The sequence below is a fragment of the Streptomyces sp. NPDC023481 genome (assembly GCF_055560195.1).
Genome location: NZ_JBVHJE010000020.1, coordinates 1 through 17,815, shown reverse-complemented (window position 1 = coordinate 17,815; position 17,815 = coordinate 1). Strand labels below are relative to the sequence as shown.

Genomic DNA, 17,815 nt, shown 5'->3' with positions numbered 1-17,815 from the left:
TGGCTGAGGGCCAGCTCCTCCCCCTAGAGCTGGCCCTCAGCCATGCAGGGTGCGAACGGCGGCCTGTAGAAGCGCGACACGCCGCTGCCTGAACGACCGTGTGCTCCCGCCGGACGTCCGGGGAGCAGGCGCGCACCCCCTCACCGAACTCACCGTCGCCTATAGGAGACGCGCTTGGAGACCGGCTGCAGATTCTCCCTGCGGCCTTCGACGCCTTCCTGCTCGACTCCGGCCTAACCATGTTCCGCGGGCCCCGGCACGCTGCCCTTGAGCGAGCCCTGGCCCCGCTGCTGTTGCCCAGCCAATGAGTAGCCGCGCCGCGAGCTTCGCTGCCTTTGCTGGACAGACCACAGGGACCCCGGCCGCAGCCGCCACCCACAGTTCAGTCCGGGTTGCTGTCGACCAGCTGGCACCAGACCCCTCAACCCCCGCGTCACCCTCGCCGCACTAGAGGAGATAGCAGATAGCCTCGCCAGCAACGGGATCATCCTGCCTCTCGCCATCGTCACACGCGAAGCATTCCTGGCAGCGCATCCCGACCACGCACAGGACTTCGCGTCAGCCGAGTACGTCGTCGACGGCAACCGTCGCCTTGCCGGCGCCAAGTTCGCTGGTCTTGACGAGGTTCCCGTCCACGTCGATGACGCGCTTGCCCACGACGCCGACACATTGCTGGAGACTGCACTCATCGCAGTTGTCCAGCACGAAGACCTGGAACCGCTCGACGAGGCCAAAGCCCTTGAGTGCCGGCTCCGCTGTGGGGGCGGTGCCGTACACGGTACCTTTGGTACGCGACGTTGGTACCTTTGGTACATGACATTGGTCGAGTACGAAGCTCCCATCCGTAAGGTCCGCGACAATCTGGCCGAGGTCGTAGACCGAGCCAAAGACTCCAGTGACATCACGTACATCACCCGAAACGGCGCGCGCGTTGCTGCCGTGGTCCCGGCCGCGCTGGCCGAGCAGGTGCAGCCGAACCGGTCCGCCGACGAGCGGGTATCCGTCCTACGCCCAACGCCCACGGCGGCCGGCGGCCGTCTCGGCTCTCCGGGGGCACGGCCTGCGCACCACGCGGAGCAGCCCGACGCCGAGGCGGACTGGACACGGGCCGCGTTGGAGGCCGCGCACTCACACTTCACTACGGTCCTCCGGGAGAGCAGCGCCATCATTGGCGTCCTCGGCCAGGCTCTTGCCGCCACCTCGGACCGAGACCTCGACACCGTGAAGGAACTGCTGCAGTCGTCCTCCTGGGAGCTGCCTGGAATCGCCGCGGGGCACGGAGCCGAGCTGCTTGCCGAAACCCTCCGCCCCGACGACGTGTTGTGTGCCGCGTGCGGCGAGCTCCTTAGCGCCGGCGGGCCGACAGGATGGATGCACCGCAGGCGTGTCCCGGACGCGGAGACAGGAGGGGAGAAAGTGGAAATGTACGAGCCGGCCGACGGTCACGCTCCGGAATTTTCGGTAAGGCCCCGCAACCGCCCCGACATCCGCGACGGCCGGCTTCAGCTCGCCACGGACCACTGATTGTCGCGAGAGGGACCATGTCCGCAAGGCTCGCCAGTTGTTATGCAAGCAGGGGTCCGTTGACTGCGCTAACTCCAGGGCCAACTCGACCTCGAACGCCACGGAGCGAGAACCCCGGCCGGTGTCCTCGCCCGCGTCGGACAGCGCATCCTGGCCATGACCGCGGCCATCTGGCACAACCGCAACACAGGCCGGACGATCCCCCGATCACTGATCGCCTACGACCACTGACCAAGCCTTCGGACTTACTCGTCTAGGCCGTACGCCGTCCTGAGTGCGCCTGTGGGCGCCGATCGCCCCTCGCCGGTAAGTTGTCCCGGTGCCGGATGGGGAGATAGGCGCTCACAGCGCCGTACAAGCCGTCAGGCAGCGTCCTTGGCGGCGGCCACCTGACGCGCGCGCTCTTTCAGCTCCCGTACCGGAGCGAATCCGCGGTGAGGCGAGTGCGGCCCGGTCGTAGCCGCCTACCGCGTCCGGCCGTGCCCACGGGCGCCACGCCGGGTCGCGGTGCGAACACGTCGGGCGCGGCGCTCAGAGGCGGTCCTTCCCGTTGTGCCGGCCGCTGTCGGCAGGTGCCTCGGTGGGTGTCGGCGCCACCTACTAGGGTTTTCGACCGCGACCGCAGAAGCCAGCTGTCGCGTGCAGATGCAGAGTAACGGGGAGGACAACGGGGATGGGTTACACGATCCCGGGCTGGCTGGACGAAGTCCTGGACTTCATCGGGATCAACTTCCCGAACGTCGACGAGGACGACTACCGTGACATGGCCGACGCCATGAGGGAGTTCGCGGATACGTTCGAAGGACACAGCGGAGACGCGCACGCGGCGGTCTCACGGATCCTGTCCTCATCGGAGGGCTGGGCGGTCGATGCGTTCGAGAAGCACTGGAACCAGGTGAAGGCAAGTCACCTGGAAAAACTCCCCGAACTTGCTCGGTTGTTCGCTGATGCCTGCGATGTGCTCGCGGACGTCATCTTCGGGATGAAAACCAAGGCCGAGGCCGAACTCGCCGTCATGGCCGGATCGGTGGGCCTGTCCATCGGTCTCGCCTGGGTGACCGGCGGCCTGTCCGCAGTTCTGGGCGCGGCCGAGATCACAGCGATGCGGCAAGCCGTCAAGCGGATCATCGACGAGGCGGTGGACCGGATCGTCGACGAGGTGATCGCGAAGGTCAGCGAACCGGTCAACGCCAAGCTGGAGGCGATGGTCGAGGACATGGTCCTCGACTTGGCCGAGGGCGCGTTCTCCATGCAGAGCGACGCCGGAAGCGCAGGGCACGGAGGCAGGGGCGGACACGGAGGAATGCAGCTCGCCTCGGCCGGCGGTTCCGGCGGGAGCGGTGGCCCGCAGAAGCGGATCCGCATCGATCACGCCGAGTTCGAGGACGGCGCCGGAAAGGTCTCCCGTCACGGAAACGAGCTGCATCTCGCCTCGTCCAACCCCCTGGGCCGAGCCAAGAGCGTGTTCGGCCACAGCAAGGGCCGTGACCCGTTCACAAAGACCTTCGACAGTGTGCTCCACGGCGCGCTCGAGGGCTCCGAGAAGGCCCTCAAGAAGATCACCAAGCACATCACGGAAACCGTCCCGGACCGGGTCAAGGCCACCTCTCGTCTGCACAAGCACAACGACATCAACGTCGGCACCAAGGCCGACAGCATCCAGGTCAACAAGGGCGGCGGCGGCTCGCACGGCCACGGTGGCACCCCCGCTTCCGGCCGTGCACCCGACCACGGTCTGAAGATCGATGACGCGAAGCTCTTCAAGCAGTCACACGCCCTGAACAGCAGGGAGTGGTGCGGGGACCCGATCGATATGGCGAGCGGCCAGATGATGCTGGCCTACACCGATGTGGACCTGCCGGGTGTACTGCCGCTAAGCCTGCGCCGTACTCATCTCAGCGGCTACGACGCGGGGCGCTTCTTCGGCCCGTCCTGGGCCTCTACCTTGGACGAACGGCTGGCTGAGCATCCGGACGCAGGCGGTGTCTGGTGGTACCGCGAAGACGGCTCGATCCTGGTCTATCCTCGCCGCCCGGACCTCCCCGGCGACCGCGTCCTTCCCGTCGCCGGCGTCCCGCTGCCCCTGACGTATGTCACGCGCGGAACCTCTTACGTCCTGACCGTGGAAGACCCCTACACAGGGCTGACCCGCCACTTCGAACCGGCCGCCACGGACGGCGGCACCTGGTGGCTGACAGAGATAAGGGACCGCAACCACAACGCCATCGGCATCGACCGCGGTGAGGACGATGCCCCGCACGCAGTCACTCACTCCGGCGGATACCGGCTCCAGGTGACAACCCGCACCGTCGGTGACCGAATACGTGTCACAGCGCTCCACGCTGCCGCTGAAAGCGACCCGGTGGTACTACGCGCCTTCGGCTACGACGAGACAGGCGGGGACCTGACCGAGGTACGCAACGCGGTCGATGCACCGCTGTACCTGACCTACGACGAAGCGCACCGCGTCACCGGGTGGCGCGATTCCAACGGCACGACGTTCGCCTACGAGTACGACGAGCAGGGTCGGGTGATCGCCACCCGAGGTACCGACGGCATCCTCAACTCCACCATCGCGTATACCGGCGCGGACAACAACGGCGTCACCGCCGCCACCTACACCGACTCCCTGGGCCACGCCACCATCTACCGCGCCAACCGGTACGGCCAGATCATCTCGGTGACCGACCCACTCGGTGCGACGGTCACCCAGGAATGGAACCGGCGCGACCGCCTGCGCTCCCGTACCGACGCATTGGGGCGCACTACACAGTGGGAGTGGGACGGCGCGGGCGACTTGGTGGCCACCATCACGCCCGACGGCACGGTCCGCCACACTACGTACAACGACCTCCACCTGCCCATCCAATGGACCGGACCGGACGGCACGCGAATACAGCAGGAGTTCGACGAGCGGGGCAACCGCATCAGCATCACCGGGCCCGACGGCGCGGTCACCCGCTTCACGCACCATCCGACGGGCGCGCCAGCGACCCTGACCGACGCGCTCGGCGCGAGGGTGCAGATCGAAGCGGACCCAGCAGGACTGCTGGTCGCCGTCGAGGACAGCCGCGGTGCCCGCACCACCTGCCAACGGGATGCGTTCGGCCGCCCCATACTGCTCACCGACCCGCTCGGCGCCACGACCAGCCTGCGCTGGGACGCGGAGCACCGTCTGGTGGAGAGAATCGCAGCCGACGGCACCCGCGAGAGCTGGAGCTGGGACGGCGAGCACAACTGCCTCGCTTACACGGACCAGGCGGGTGGGCGCAGCGAATTCACCTACGGTCCCTTCGACCTGCTGCGCACCCGCACCACACCGGACGGCGCCGTCTACACCTTCGCTCACGACACCGAGATGCGGCTGACCACCGTCACCGACACCGCCGGGCTCACCTGGACCTACCGCTACGACGAGCGCGGCGCCCTGGTTGCGGAGACGGACTTCGACGGCCGCACCACATCGAGCACCTACGACGCCGCCGGCCAGCTCACGGCACGGCACACCCCCACGGGAGCGTCGTTCGCCTTCGAGTACGACGCGGCCGGCGATCTGCGCGCCAAGGAAGCCGACGGAGCGCGCACCGAATACACCTACGACCAGGCCGGACGCCTCACCTCGGCCGTATCCGCCACCTCCCGGGTTGCGCTGTCGTACGACACGGTCGGGCGGATGGTGGCTGAAACGGTCGACGGACGTACGATGCAGTACCGCTACGACGCGCTCGGACGGCGCACGCGTCGCACGACCCCCACCGGTGTGGTCACCGAGACGTCCTGGGACGCGGTCGGCAACTGCACCGGCCTGACGGTCGCCGACGTGCACCGGCTGGCCTTCGAGCGCGACCTGCTGGGCCGGGAGACGCGGCGGACCTGGGGCGAGCAGGCCCTCCTCGCCTCGTCCTGGGACGAGGTGGGCCGCCTGACCAGCCAGACCCTGAGCTTGGGTGGGCAGCCCGCGCACGAGCGGGACTTCTCCTATCGCCCTGACGGCCATCTCACCTCCGTCACCGATCGCGGCGCCGGCCGCAGTCTCAGCTACGAACTTGACCCCCTGGGCCGTCCCCTGTCGGTCGTCACCCGAGGCGGCACCACCGAGACCTACCGCTACGATCCTGCGGGCAACCAGACGCACGCCATCTGGAGACAGGGAGCCGGCGCCCCCGAGGCCGCCGGGGACCGCGTCGTTTCCGGAACCCGGCTGGTGTCCGCAGGACGTGTCACCTACCGCTACGACCGTGCGGGCCGCCTCGTCGAGCGGACCCGCAAGCGACTCTCCCGCAAGCCCGACACCTGGCGGTACTCCTGGGACGCGGAGAACCGGCTCACGTCCTGCACCACCCCTGACGGCACCGTCTGGCACTACCGCTACGACGCCCTCGGGCGCCGCACTGCGAAGTACCGCCGGGGCCAGGACGGCACCATCGCCGAGGAAACCCTCTTCAGCTGGGACGGCACCCGGCTGGCGGAGCAGGCGGACACGTCCACCAAAACGGTGCTGACGTGGGAATACGACGGCTACCGACCACTGGCCCAGTATGAGCGCAAGATCCTTTCCCAGGAAGACGTCGACGCCCGGTTCTTCGCCATCGTCACCGACCTGGCAGGCTCACCCACCGAACTCGTCGATGACAGCGCAGTGGCCTGGCGCACCAGGACCACGGCATGGGGCACCACCGCATGGAACACCAATGCCACGGCCTACACCCCGCTGCGCTTCCCCGGACAGTACGCTGACCCCGAAACCGGCCTGCACTACAACTACTTCCGGCACTACGACCCCGAAACCGCCCGCTACACCAGTCCCGACCCACTCGGTCTCGGACCGGGCCCGAACCCGGTCGCCTACGTAACCAACCCGCAGTCCGAACTCGACCCACTCGGACTTGCCAGGTGCGACGAGAACGAGGTCACCTGGGGCGGCCGTGTCCAGTACGGTCCGCTGGGCCCCGGCAACCGCGCCACCGGCGTCCGTGCCACGCTCGAACCCGACATGATGGGCGGAAAAACCCGGCCGCGTGTCAACGTACCCGGTTATATAAAGGGCGGTGCGTGGAACAAAGGCCATCTGCTCGGCGCCCAGCTCGGCGGATCGAACCGGGACCCGCGCAACTTCGTCGCCATGCACGCCTACGCCAACAGCCCGGTCATGCGGCAAGTCGAAAACGACGTTCGCGCAGCCGTCGACCGAGGCGAGACGATCACGTACAACGTCACGCCGATCTACCGCACCAACGACCCGACCGATGTCGTCCCCGTCGGCGTCACCATCGAGGCACACGGCAACCGCGGATTCCAGTTCACTCCGCTGGGCTCCAGTTCCCCGACCAATACGGTCACTATCCTGAACGAACCCCGACCCGAGGAACGCTAATGAACCCCGCCCTCACCCGCCTGACCGAGCTGCTGCCGCCCCCCGCAGTAGCCCCCAAGGACTGGGCTGCCGTGGAGGAGCAACTGGGCACTGAGCTGCCGCAGGACTACAAGGAACTCGTCGACACCTACGGTGGCGGTCTGTTCGACGAGAACGTCTGGCTGCTGGAGCCCGGTTGCCAGCGCCCGCGCTACGACCTGATCGCCATGGACGCTCAGTGCCGCGAGTCCCTGAAGCTTCTGTGGGACCGTGGTGAGCCCCGCCCCGCCGGACTGGACCAGGAAGGAGCCCGTCTCATCCCATGGGCTTATGAGGACGAGGGCGGTGAAGTCCTCTACTTCTTGTCCACCCCCGACCAGAAACCCGAGAACTGGCCTATCATGATCAACGAAGGTCGCGGCCCCGAATGGGAGCGGCACGCCGGCCCCTGCACCTCTTTCTTGCTGGGGCTGATGACGGGAGAGATCGATTCCGAGTACTTCCCCGACATGCCCCTGGACGAGCACCTCTTCGAAACCAACGAAGAGATCTTCGCCAACCAGTAGACGGCACAAGAGGGTGATTGTCCCGGTGTCACACGGCGCCAATTCGGGCGGCAAGGAGATCGCCGGTACGACCCGACTCGTGCAGTACAGGCTGCCACGCCGGCCCATCGGCCGGGCTGTCCGCGGTGGGTCGCCTCGTGCAGAGGCGGCCCCACCTTTTGCCGGGATGATGGCGGCGCGTCGCCGCGACGCCTTCGCCGAGCACGCGAACGGCCGCCGGCGGAGCGGCTAGCGTTCGCCGCAGACAGTACAGCGAGTACAGCCCAGGGACGGGCCCCCTGCGGAGCTGCTGAGCGACGTCTGCCAACAGGCTGCGAACGCCGCTGCACCTGCCGTGGGTACTCGGCACTCATCAGTGCCCGAACGAACAGCCCAACTTGCTGGGGAGAGTCATGACGCAGAATCCTGATGGCAGCGAAGGAAACCGGTTCTGCAAGGCGTGCGGCACGCCGGCCGAAGACGGGAAACTGCGCGACCACTGCGGCGCCGTTCTGGACTTCCCGGATGGTGCGGGACTGGTCGAAGACGAAGGTGCAGCGGTGCGGCGCGACTTCGAAAGGCGCGCCGAGCAGCAAGAGCAACAGTGAGCGGTACCGCAGGAGCAGAAAACCCGGGCCGCTGAACAAGGTGCCCTGGGGTATACGGCTGCGCATGGCACCGAAGACCGAACGCATCATGTTTCTGCGGGCCGTGCGGCAACTGCACCGGGTCCGCTCTTTCTACGCCGGGGGCGCCCTGCTGTGGGCGGTCTGCGCCACCTGGACCAGCTGGCAGGCGCCGGGGAGTCGGCAGATGTGGGTGTCTGTCCTTCTCCTGGCCTTCTTCACCGGGCTCCTCGTCACCGCCGCCTTGTCCCTGCGACGTCTGAAACTCCCCGAGACGGGCCGGCCCGCGCATCACGCTGCCTCGAATAAGACAGCTAGCCCTCGTCACGCTCACGCCTGAGGCTCCGCCGCCGGTAAGCCGACCAGCTCGCACCGAGCGGCACCGGCTGCAGAGCGCTCCCACGTCTGCGATGGCGGTGGCCGGGCATACGGGCTTCACCCCCTTCGAGAGGAGCTCGCTTCATGCTCGGCATAGTCGCGGCGGTGCTGTTCTTCGTGTCCTTTTTGATCAACGCAGCGGACCTCAGCACCAATGATGTGTTCACTTCAACCAACGTGATGCTGCTGGGGCTAACTGCTCTGGCGCTGCACGTGGCAGGGATCGGCTCCGGCTGGACCCGCAGACGCTGATTACATGAGACAGGCCTGATGACAACCCGTCATCAGGCTTGCCCTAGCCCCCCAGACTCTCGTGGGCAGCCTGGCCCGCGTTAGCCGGCCCAACGGTTCTGGAGGCGCAGCAGGGAGGACCGTCAAGCAGGGGAGCGCAGCAGATCCGCCGGTCCCCGGCCGACGCGAGGCGGGTGCGCAGATGTGAGACGGGACAGATGGTCATACGGCGTGACGTGCACCGCCCGAGGATTCCGCCTCCTTGGTGCACCTCGACCACCTGTGGATCAACTCAGAGGTGCTGTCCGTGACGGCCGCCGAGCAGCTCCTGGTGATCGGATGCATGAAGGGCACGTTGGCACTGCGGTGCGGCGACACTCTCGTGCCATGAACTCCGTGATCAGCTGCCGCACCCCGGCCTCGGGACTGGTAGGCCCGGTGTCGCATCTTCGTCAGCCGAGATTTGCTCATGGCCTGATGGAGTGACAGACAGTGACGTTCCGGGAGTCTCGCTCTCTGCTGAGCCAGCGAAACGGCGCGTACTGCTGCACACCTACGACTCCGGCTGGTACTTCCCCGAGTGGGACGAGGAAGAGCAGGACGCCCAGGAGCACCCGCAGCTTGCGCACTTCGCATGGAAGTTGCCCGCCGACCGGGAGGGGGGCCTCGTCACCCGTGCCAACGAACGGGTCTTATGCAGGTTTGCTTCACTGGCCACAGCCCCGCCCGCGGCCTGGCCACGTCCTCCCAAAGAGTCACGACCAGATGGCCCCGAAGTTCAAGGTGCTCGCCGGCTACCGATGGATGGCAACGCCAAAAAACGCCGCTCCCACCTGTGAGACGCCTTCGCGCGTTCCACCAGCCCGGCTGTGGACGTCGGCGCCTGCGCCACCACGTCGGCCAGGCCGTGAAACCGTCCGGACGGACGACGACTGCGGCCAGGTCGCGATCACCAGGATGAGGGCGGTGAGGTGCGGGTGATCACGGACGGAAGGGGCTCGTTCTCGATCACATGGCGGGGGAGGGACAGTCCGAAATGCTCACCGATAACCTCCAGTGTCTTGCGCTTGGTCTCGAGGGGCGTCAGTTCCTCGTCGGCGCCGAGCAGGTCGTCGAGGGAGTCTTCCGCCGGGATGGCTCGTGCGGCTTCCAGCGCTGGGCGCAGGAGGTCGGATTGGGCGCCGCTGGGGTAGTAGCCGGCGCCGAGCTCGAAGTGCAGTTGCAGTTCACCATCGGCGAGGTACCTGAAGAAGGCGGGCGGGTCGTCCGGCCGTGGGTCGAAGATCAGCACATCGGTGCCGTCCCGGGAGACTGCCGAGTCGAGGGCCCAGCCTTCGCTGCCGCCGGATTCCACGATGAACGACCAGTCGCCGCTTCGGCCCAGGCGGCCTACGCAGTAGGTCTGTGCGAAGTCGACGAGGGCGGACGCTTCCCGGCCGGTGAGGGCGGCGCCGATCACGATGGGCTGGTGGTCGGCCATGCGTTCGGCGAGTTGCTCAGGACGCAGGCCGCGGGCGCACGTGATGTAGAGGTCGCTGGCGCTGAGGTTGGTGCCGCCCCAGGCGTCGGCGATCCAGGCAAGGCTCTCGGGCACGGGTACTCTCCCCTCTGTTGGCGGAGCCAGGGTGGTGGGGCACAGCGTAGATCCCATGCTGTGCCCCACCTGTTGTCAGCGGCCGGTCAGGGCTTGGGTACGGTGCAGGTCACCGTCGCCTTGGATGCGTCACAGTGTGCGAACTGGGGGAAGTCCACCCAGTACGGGTCCTTGTCCAGCAGCCGGTACTTGCCCGAGAAGCCCGAGCTGAACGCTCCGCCCATCGAGGTGGAGTTGATCCAGCCCGACATGGCCGAGCGGCCACAGACTTCCTTCCAGGTGGGGGCTGCTGTGCGGATGTCGTCGTACAGGTGCCATTCCCCCTGCTTGACGCGGGTGGCGTACGACTGCACGCAGTCGTTGCCGGTATCGACCTCGTTCAGGCCTCCGATCGCGCCGCCGGGCATGCCGCCGGAGTTGTAGGTGGAGGCATAGGAGAACTCATCGCAGGACGCCTTGTCGCCGGTGCTGATCTCGGGAACGGTCGTGGCGTCCGGGTTGCCGTAGGTTGCTGCCCAGCCGTCGGGGCAGATCACCTTGCGGTTGTCGTCGGGGTCGCGGCCAGGGGCGTTCTTGTCCTTGGAGGGAAGGAAGAACATCGGCTTGTTGGCGGCCCTGCTGCCGGGGTGGTTGGACAGCTTGGACTGGATCAGCCACGCATGAGCGACTGCCGGCGGAGCCTTCGCGAAGTTCATCACCCACGTCGGCACGTACTTGTAGAAGGTGCAGCCCGGTGTCGCCGAGGCGATCGTCTCGCAGCGGATCTGCGCGCCGTCGGCTTGCCACCGGGAGGCGGAGGGATTCGCCACAGGGGAGTAGGCCGTGATCTTCGTGGACAGGTCCAGCAGGTCCATGTTGTCCGTCGGCGTCCACGTGTGGTCGAGCTTGCCGATCGCGTTGTGTGAAAACGGGTTGGCGCCTGTCCACTCCAGGGCGCCGTTCCAGGACTGCGGGCCGTTTGAGCAGTCCTCGGCCATGAGGCAGTCAAACTCCACGTTGAGCGTCACAGAGACGAACTTCGGGTCGACTTCCACGGGCACGAGGATGAGCTGCTGCGTGAACGTTCCCGAGTTCCCAGAGAGCCTCACCTCCTGGCCGACGGCCCATGAGGCGTTCAAGACTTCCCCGGTGGGCTTGCCGTCCTTCACGACGATGCCTTCGTACTCGTAGGTGAAGCCCGAGATGCACGCCTCATAGCGCTTGATGTGCGAGTCGGTGTACGTCTCGCACCAGGCGACCAGGTGGGGCAGGCCCGAAGTCGCCTGCTTGAGCAGAGACTGGCGGGCCCTCTTGCTGACGCGGGGCACGATCCGCGAGCACGGCTGGATCCCGGTCCTCGCGTTGACCTTGCCGCAGTTCCAGTCGGAGGGGGCACGAAGTCCGGTGGGCGGTGTAGTCGGCGGCACCGCAGCGATGCTCGGCTGAGGGATCTTTTGGGGCTCCTGGTAGTCGTCCTGATTGAGAGCTGCGGCGTCCTTGTTCGGCTCGGGCAGCTTGAGGTCCACGCTTCGGCCGCGGGTGTGGAACTTCGCCCAGGAAGACCAGGTGGTCTCGTACAGGCTGCCGTCGTAGGCACTGGTGCGGAAGGCGTAGGTGGTGTTCGGCTTCAGGTCGCCGTACCGGAGGGTGACGTTCGCCCATCCGCCGGACGTCACGAAGTCGGACACCAGTACGCCGTAGGCGGCGGGCTTTCCGGTGTCGGGATCGGTGAGCTGGACCTGGTCCTTCGGGTTGCCGCTGGCATCCGTGGTGTAGACCTGGAAGGAGAGGTCAGCTTTGTCGCCGTCCGCATCCGTCACCGTGTTGCGCAGGGTGACAGTTGTGCGATTGACCTGCCAAACGCCCCCGGAGTCCTTGGTGGACGGGGGGCTGGCCTGGAGGTTCTTGCCCGACACGGGTCGGCTGCCGCCAGCCACGGTGGCTTTGGCCTCGGGCCCTGCGGCCGGAGTCGCCGACGGCGGTGCGGTGATCCCCGGACTCGCGGTTGTCGCGGGGGAGGTGGCAGCGGCATTCGTTGTTGCGGCAAATGGGGCGATGGCTAGCAGCGCCGCACCGAGTGCGGCGCGGGTTAAGCGGCGACTGGTCATCCACTGTCTGGAGCTTTGCACGAGGGCTCGTGTCCTTCCCGTGGGATTCTTCAAACGTTTGTGCGAGTCGCGCCCAAGTTGAAGATCCTACGGTGAGGGCAGAGCTCAGCCTGCTCCTCACGGCTCATTGACCGATTGTCAACTCATCCTTGGCCAGTTGCCCCGGGGTCAGACGCAACAAGGCAGCCGCGAAATACTGCATTTGGCACCTTTGGGGATCTTCACGACGAACTCACACAGGGGCGGCCATCCCGCTCCGCCAAGTTCAATACGAAGCAACCGTGCTGGTCGCAGCCATCAACGAATGGCTGTGACCAGCACTTCACGCCCTAGACGAGTAAGTCCGAAGTAACCACGTGCGTGAAGCGAGGGTCTCGTTGGTCCGTTTGTGACGACAGAGTTCCAGACCAGCGCCACGGGCGACGCCACAGGCAGCAGCCCGAGCGGCAAGGGCACGTGCGCGGACCGGTCGTAGACAGGGCGGTGCCAGTCAGGCAGTCCCTGGCGGTAGTGGGTGGCCGGGGTGACGACATCCGCCGACTTCGACCAGCTCCTCGCCGTCGGACTTGATGTCGACGGCTTGGGCGCGGGCTGCGCCAGAGCACGGCCCTCATCAGCCCGGCCAGCCCGTACATCGCGACCGGGGCGAGGGTGCGCGCAGGCCGCAGTCGAGCGCGGTGCGCCTTGCAGGTCGTTGGTGTGGAAGGAGATCCCTGGCGTAGCAGTCGCACGCTGTCGAGTGCGACGCCCTCGCGGGCGAGTCTTTCGGAGGCGCCGCTTACGATGCATGACTGTGGCGCACGCCGGGTGCGTCGAGGGGGAGGGGATCCAGCTCATGAGGAACAGAAGTCTCCTGCAGGGAGGTTGGCGGACAGGGGCGTTCCTGGTTGCGGCCGTCATGGGCGCTCCGCTGCTGTCGGCCGCGCCTGCGGCGGCCGTGCACGGTGCGGTGCCTGGTGACTTCAACGGTGATGGTTACCGCGACGCCGTGCTGCCCGCGCCGGGGGCGAACATCTCCGGTAAGGCGGGAGCCGGTGCCGTGGTCGTTCTCTACGGATCGAAGGCGGGGCTGTCGACGTCCCGGCGGGCGACCATCACGCAGAACACGGCGGGTGTGCCGGGCACGGCCGAGTCGCACGACGGGTTCGGTGCCGCCACCGCGACGGCCGACTTGAACCGGGACGGTTACGCGGACTTGGTGGTCTCCGCACCATACGAGGACACCACGCGGGGCAGGGACGCCGGCACGGTGACGGTTCTGTGGGGCAGCAAGTCCGGGCTGACATCCGGTAGCGACCTGCCGGCGACCACTGCCGGCAAGTACTACGGCCTCGACGTGGCAGCGGCCAGCACCGGCCCGGGTACGAAGACCGAGGTGCTCGTCGCCGGGTATGAGGGATCGATGGCTTTCACGGGCCCTTTCAGTCGCCGCCGCACCTACGGCCAAGCCGTGGAGAACCGGGACACCGCTTCCGTGGGAAGCGTCACGCTGGGCGACTTCGACCACGGGGGATCCCCGGACGAGGTGGCCGTCACCGTCCGGCTGGGCGACCTCAGCGGCGGCGCGGTGTACATCGACCCCGTTTCGGGCGGTGAGCAGCAGATGGGCAACGGCCTGATCGCGGCCAGCGGGGACGTCAACGGCGACGGCTACGCCGATCTCGTGGTCGGCGACCCGGACGAGCCGGACCACGGTGGAGCCGACGGTGCGCGCGGCGGCCGGGTACTCCTCTGGTACGGCTCGGCACACGGCATCGCACGGGCTGCGAAACCGGTGCAGCTCACCCAGGACACCCCCGGTGTCCCTGGCGCGAGCGAGAAGGAGGACAGATTCGGCGGCGCCCTCACGGTGGCCGACCTCAACCGTGACGGGCTCGCGGACATCGTGGTCGGCTCGCCGCTGGAGGACACGGGCAAGACGAACGCCGGGCAGGTGACGGTCATCCCCGGCCGCCGCACCGGGGCCCTGGGCAGCGGCGCCTACTCCTTCACCCAGAACACCTCCGGTATCCCAGGAGCTGACGAGGCCGAGGACTCCTTCGGTACCACCGTGGCAGTCGGCGACATCAACAAGGACGGCAAACCGGAACTCTTCATCAGCGCCGCGGAGGAGAACAACGCCACCGGCGCCGTCTGGGTCCTCCCGGGCGGCACCAACGGCCCCACCGCCAAGGGCAGCAACGTGATCACCGCCCCGTCCGTCGGCTTCCCGCAGAAAGACAGCACCCTCCTTGGCGGCAACGGACTACTCGGCGTTATCTGAACGAGCAGCGACCCGCCCCGTCGAGGCCCCTGCCCGGACACAGCCGTATGCCGCTTGATCAAGTCCCGCGAGCGGGGCGCGCCCGGGCTGGGGCTGCTGTAGACGAGCAGCCCGTTGCCGTGAGCGGGGCTCTGGCCGCCGTGCGGACCAGCTGCGTGAAGGCGGGCCACACCCGGGCGTCTATGCCGGCGTGCGCGAGGAACACGGTCAGGCGTTCCTGCTTCGCCTGCCGTTCCCGTGCTTGCAGCAGGGCCTCCTGCAGACGCTGTTCAGCGGCCGCGGCATGCGCGGCGGCTGACCGGCGGGCCTGCTCGGCGGCTCTGGCACGTGCGGCGGCATCGGCATTGACCTCCAGCCGGGCGCGGGTGCGCCGTTAGAGGGGCGCCGAAACTGGGTGACATCCCCCAGCTGTGATAGAGCGGCGGGGCGCCCGCGCGGACGCGCTTACCGCGATCACCGTTGACTGGCGCCTGCCCCACAACGCGACCGGCACCGCAGTGTCGGGCTGGGGGGTCACGCTGGTGTGGTGCAGAACTGGTGGGCACCGCGCAGCGTGCTGCGTAGTCTCCGCTGGGTGGCCCGGCTGTCGAGGTGTACGTCGAGGGCGCCCGGAAGCGTGCTGTGGGTCCGCAGGCTCGTGGGCAGCCGGGAGACGTCCAGACCGTCCCGCCTGGCGATCAGAACGCCGAGCTCGTGACGGCTCACAGCGTCGGACCCCGCAAGGTGGTGGACGCCGGCGGCGTCGCCGGAGGCCAGTTCCAGGAGGGCGGCGGCCAGGTCGGTGACGTGCACTGGGCAGCGGATGTCGTCGGTGAACAGGGCGCCGTCGCGGGTACCGGCGGCCAGTTCATGCACGATGCGCTCGTGCGCGGAATCCCCGTCGCCGATGATCAGTGACGTGCGGGCGACGACGGCCTGCGGATGCACGAGGAGGATCCCGGTCTCCGCCGCCGCCTTCGCCGCCCCGTACGGGGTGACAGGATCAGGGAGACACGACTCGTCGTAGTGGCGGCCCGGGTCATGTCGACCGCCAACCCCTATGCGCTGGGCAGGCTGATGTCGGTGGTGGGGGAGGGGGAGGATCAGATCCGGGCACTGACGGTGATCTGCACCTACGACTCGCTGAACAAGATCGAGGAAACCCAGAGGCGCGTCTCGGGTCAGGCGCCGCCGAGGGCGTAGCTGCCGTCCTGCGGCACCGCGAAGGCGAGCGTCCAGGGCCTGTGATCTGGGACGGTGCAGGTCGCCCAGAGGCGAATGGGAGAGGTGCGGTAGCGGTCGCGCCAGCCTTGCTCGCCGTCGGAGCCTTCGTACCAAGAGGGCCGCGGGGAGGGGTCTACAGCGATCCGAGTGCGGCCGCCGGGGAGGAGGGGGAACGGAGGGACCGCCCGGCCCAGTGCATCCGCGTAATCGACTCCGGGCCTGAAGCGGTACGGCCCCCAGGTGACTTCGTCGGCTTCAGCACGCTGCTCGGGAGTCAGACCGGCCATGTGGTGTGTCCGGGAGCCCAAGAAGTCATCCTGAATGCGCAGTTCGATGTGGAGTTCGCCGAGCTTGGCCGGACCATCGAAGCGCACGTACAGCACCTCATGAGGCTCCGCCTGGAGTTTGATCCGGAGCTGGGGCGTCAGCTCCCTGTGCCAGCGCTCCTGCTCGATCTGCGCGACGACGGTCGCTGTCTCGTTCGCGTAGCGGGCTGCCATGTTCGCCTGGCGGGAGGCCTTCCATGCGCCGTAGGCGGCAGCGCCGGTAAACACTGCCGAGACCGCGGCTATGGAGGTGTCGAGGATGCTCATGCCGAACTGTATAGCTCAACCACACGAGCACGTGTCCCGAGCCGGGCGCCGCGAGCCAGGAGCGCCGGCGGGCCCTGGCGGAGGAGGCGTTCACCACCGAGCAGCGCAGGCATGTGCTGGTCCTGGTCGCGGCGCAGACGCCCGTTGCGGAGGCGGCGGAGAAGGCGGGGGTGACACTGCACCAGGTCTACGGCCGGGCGAACTGGGACTCCGCATTCGCTGAGGAACTGGAGGAGGCCGGGTGGTCCCTGTGCGTGCTGGGCCAGGACCATCCGCAGTGCAGCACGGCCGACGGGTACCAAGGCAACGAGCAGGGCGAGGCGCATCGCCCCGCGTGCCGGGGCACCGGCTGTAGGTTGTGGCGCCGGGGCATGTCCCAGCTAGAGCGTGCCGCCGCCGCATAGCGGCGTGACCCTCCCCCGCGCCGCTCAGCCCGTCGGCCTCGGAAAAGAGCGGCAGATTACGGCTCATTTCGTTTGGTGTGATCTTGCGGCATGCTGTTTGCGTGTCGAGCGAGTTGGTCGAGCGGATGGTGCCGGACGGATTGTGGGAGCTGTTTCAGCGGGTGGTGCCACCGGCTCCGGTACGTCCGCAGGGTGGCGGTCGTAGACGGCACGGTGACCGGGAGGTCCTGGCGGCGATCGTGTTCGTCGCCACGTCAGGCTGTACGTGGAATCAGCTTCCGCCCGGCTTCGGCCCGTCGGGCGTGACCGCGTTCCGCCGGTTCACCGAGTGGTCGAAGGCTCGTGTGTGGGCCAAGCTGCATCGGCTGATCCTCGACGAACTTGGCAGCCAGGGTGAGCTGGACTGGTCGCGGTGCGCCATCGACTCGGTGAGCGTCCGGGCGGTCAAAGGGGGCCCCTGACCGGACCGAATCCGACCGACCGCGGCAAGAGCGGATCGAAAATCCACCTCATCGTCGATCGCCGCGGCCTGCCCATCTCTCTGGGGATATCCGCAGCCAACACCCACGACAGCCAAGCCCTGCCGGCCCTCGTGCAAGGCATCCCGCCGATCCGCTCACGCCGCGGACCACGACGCCGACGCCCGACCAAGCTGCACGCGGACAAGGGCTACGACTACTCCCACCTGTGGCGATGGTTACGCACGCGCGGCATCATCCCTCGCATCGCCCGACGCGGCATCGAGAACTCCACACACCTGGGCCGACACCGCTGGGTCGTCGAACGCACCATCGCCTGGCTCACCGGCTGCCGGCGCCTGCACCGCCGCTACGAGCGCAAGCCCGACCACTTCCTGGCCTTCACCGCGCTGGCAGCTGCCCTCATCTGCTACCGCAGACTCCCCAAATGAAATGACCTGTTAGACCGTGTCCTACGTGGTGAGGCGGTCGTTGGTCAGGGCATGGGGCGGGGTACGTGGAGTTGGATTGTTCCGGACGGGCTGTGGGAGATCGC

Annotated in this window: 14 protein-coding genes and 2 pseudogenes; 11 read left to right on the top strand and 5 right to left on the bottom strand. The window is 67.6% G+C overall.

Going from position 1 to position 17,815, the window contains the following annotated elements; genetic code table 11:
• Window positions 1-558 precede the first annotated feature (558 nt).
• Window positions 559-777: a hypothetical protein gene (locus tag ACZ3ZD_RS31500; RefSeq protein WP_467404820.1), complete on the bottom strand. Its 219-nt coding sequence runs from the start codon at window positions 775-777 to the stop codon at window positions 559-561.
• Window positions 778-813: 36 nt separating this feature from the next.
• On the opposite strand from ACZ3ZD_RS31500, the gene ACZ3ZD_RS31495 reads away from it, so the two are divergent.
• From ACZ3ZD_RS31495 to ACZ3ZD_RS31460, 8 genes and pseudogenes are all read left to right on the top strand, one after another.
• Window positions 814-1,524 (top strand): type II toxin-antitoxin system prevent-host-death family antitoxin, encoded by a 711-nt coding sequence (locus tag ACZ3ZD_RS31495; protein ID WP_467404817.1) that lies wholly within the window; start codon window positions 814-816, stop codon window positions 1,522-1,524.
• 72 nt (window positions 1,525-1,596) lie between these two features.
• Window positions 1,597-1,755: pseudogene (locus ACZ3ZD_RS31490) on the top strand (IS982 family transposase); the annotation flags it as partial.
• A gap of 442 nt (window positions 1,756-2,197) precedes the next feature.
• Window positions 2,198-6,898, top strand: a complete 4,701-nt coding sequence (locus tag ACZ3ZD_RS31485; protein ID WP_467404814.1) for an RHS repeat-associated core domain-containing protein — start codon at window positions 2,198-2,200, stop codon at window positions 6,896-6,898.
• A complete protein-coding gene (locus ACZ3ZD_RS31480) occupies window positions 6,898-7,443 on the top strand; it encodes an SMI1/KNR4 family protein (RefSeq protein WP_467404813.1) in 546 nt (181 codons plus the stop codon). The genes ACZ3ZD_RS31485 and ACZ3ZD_RS31480 overlap by 1 nt, the downstream gene beginning before the upstream one ends.
• 392 nt (window positions 7,444-7,835) lie before the next feature.
• On the top strand, window positions 7,836-8,030 hold the full coding sequence (locus tag ACZ3ZD_RS31475) for a hypothetical protein (RefSeq protein ID WP_467404811.1): 195 nt from the start codon (window positions 7,836-7,838) through the stop codon (window positions 8,028-8,030).
• A 64-nt stretch (window positions 8,031-8,094) separates the two neighbouring features.
• The gene (locus ACZ3ZD_RS31470; protein ID WP_467404807.1) at window positions 8,095-8,388 is read left to right on the top strand and encodes a hypothetical protein; all 294 of its coding nucleotides are present in this window, start codon (window positions 8,095-8,097) and stop codon (window positions 8,386-8,388) included.
• A gap of 122 nt (window positions 8,389-8,510) precedes the next feature.
• Window positions 8,511-8,678 carry a hypothetical protein gene (locus ACZ3ZD_RS31465; RefSeq protein WP_467404804.1) on the top strand — a complete coding sequence of 56 codons (168 nt, stop codon included), beginning with the start codon at window positions 8,511-8,513 and terminating at the stop codon, window positions 8,676-8,678.
• A gap of 241 nt (window positions 8,679-8,919) precedes the next feature.
• Window positions 8,920-9,048 carry a hypothetical protein gene (locus tag ACZ3ZD_RS31460; protein WP_467404801.1) on the top strand — a complete coding sequence of 43 codons (129 nt, stop codon included), beginning with the start codon at window positions 8,920-8,922 and terminating at the stop codon, window positions 9,046-9,048.
• Between the two features lie 558 nt (window positions 9,049-9,606).
• Here the strand turns inward: ACZ3ZD_RS31460 and ACZ3ZD_RS31455 are convergent.
• Window positions 9,607-10,251 (bottom strand): DUF6461 domain-containing protein, encoded by a 645-nt coding sequence (locus tag ACZ3ZD_RS31455; RefSeq protein WP_467404796.1) that lies wholly within the window; start codon window positions 10,249-10,251, stop codon window positions 9,607-9,609.
• A gap of 86 nt (window positions 10,252-10,337) precedes the next feature.
• Window positions 10,338-12,338, bottom strand: a complete 2,001-nt coding sequence (locus tag ACZ3ZD_RS31450; protein ID WP_467404793.1) for a hypothetical protein — start codon at window positions 12,336-12,338, stop codon at window positions 10,338-10,340.
• A gap of 835 nt (window positions 12,339-13,173) precedes the next feature.
• Between ACZ3ZD_RS31450 and ACZ3ZD_RS31445 the strand changes: the two genes are divergently transcribed.
• Window positions 13,174-14,601 carry a VCBS repeat-containing protein gene (locus tag ACZ3ZD_RS31445; protein WP_467404791.1) on the top strand — a complete coding sequence of 476 codons (1,428 nt, stop codon included), beginning with the start codon at window positions 13,174-13,176 and terminating at the stop codon, window positions 14,599-14,601.
• A 513-nt stretch (window positions 14,602-15,114) separates the two neighbouring features.
• Here the strand turns inward: ACZ3ZD_RS31445 and ACZ3ZD_RS31440 are convergent.
• Window positions 15,115-15,609: pseudogene (locus ACZ3ZD_RS31440) on the bottom strand (sugar nucleotide-binding protein); the annotation flags it as partial.
• A gap of 12 nt (window positions 15,610-15,621) precedes the next feature.
• Between ACZ3ZD_RS31440 and ACZ3ZD_RS31435 the strand changes: the two are divergent.
• Window positions 15,622-15,783, top strand: coding sequence for a hypothetical protein (locus tag ACZ3ZD_RS31435; RefSeq protein WP_467405292.1), 162 nt, complete (start codon window positions 15,622-15,624; stop codon window positions 15,781-15,783).
• On the opposite strand, the gene ACZ3ZD_RS31430 is transcribed toward ACZ3ZD_RS31435, so the two are convergent.
• A complete protein-coding gene (locus ACZ3ZD_RS31430) occupies window positions 15,762-16,397 on the bottom strand; it encodes a hypothetical protein (RefSeq protein ID WP_467404788.1) in 636 nt (211 codons plus the stop codon). The two genes, ACZ3ZD_RS31435 and ACZ3ZD_RS31430, sit on opposite strands and share 22 nt — an antisense overlap.
• 517 nt (window positions 16,398-16,914) lie before the next feature.
• Here ACZ3ZD_RS31430 and ACZ3ZD_RS31425 point away from each other — a divergent pair.
• Window positions 16,915-17,711, top strand: a protein-coding gene (locus ACZ3ZD_RS31425; RefSeq protein WP_467405269.1) for an IS5 family transposase whose coding sequence is annotated in 2 segments (ribosomal slippage) — window positions 16,915-17,245 and window positions 17,245-17,711 — 798 coding nt in all. Because the reading frame shifts where the segments join, the coding sequence is not laid out codon by codon here.
• The last annotated feature ends 104 nt before the right edge of the window (window positions 17,712-17,815 follow it).